Origin of the sequence: Algoriphagus aestuariicola (assembly GCF_017254835.1) — a bacterium.
Taxonomy (GTDB): Bacteria; Bacteroidota; Bacteroidia; order Cytophagales; family Cyclobacteriaceae; genus Algoriphagus; species Algoriphagus aestuariicola.
In genome coordinates, this window is record NZ_JAFKCW010000035.1 from 1 (window position 1) to 364 (window position 364).

Annotated in this window: 1 protein-coding gene; it reads left to right on the forward strand. The window is 39.3% G+C overall.

Translation table 11 applies throughout. From position 1 onward, the window contains the following. Nucleotides 1-145: 145 nt before the first annotated feature. The coding region (locus J0A67_RS22690; protein WP_438839604.1) for a RexA family antiphage protein at nucleotides 146-364 on the forward strand (219 nt) is incomplete at its 3' end.

The following is a 364-nucleotide window of genomic DNA, read 5'->3' on the forward strand; positions in this document are numbered from 1 at the left end:
GCTAGTCAGTGGCCTGAAGAGACGTTTGGCTGATCGGCAAGGTGTTCTGGTCGGCGCATAGCTGATAACAATTGAGCAAGAATCTTCATCGAATTAGGGGAATTTTCACTCCCCTCAGAACATAACATAGTAAATGGATTGAATTATGAAGAATGGTTTTTATGCGACTTACCGCAGCAAAAATAAAGGGAAAGATAAGCGCTCAATAAACCTGTCTGTTTTCCTTAATTCTCTGCTGGCTGATAATCATCACCTGCAGGTTGGCTCCAATTATTTGTATATTCATAAAATCGATGGAAAAACTTTTCTCTTTACCAAAACAAATGACAAGAGTCTGGTTCAGAAGATAAATCGCTCTAAAGCT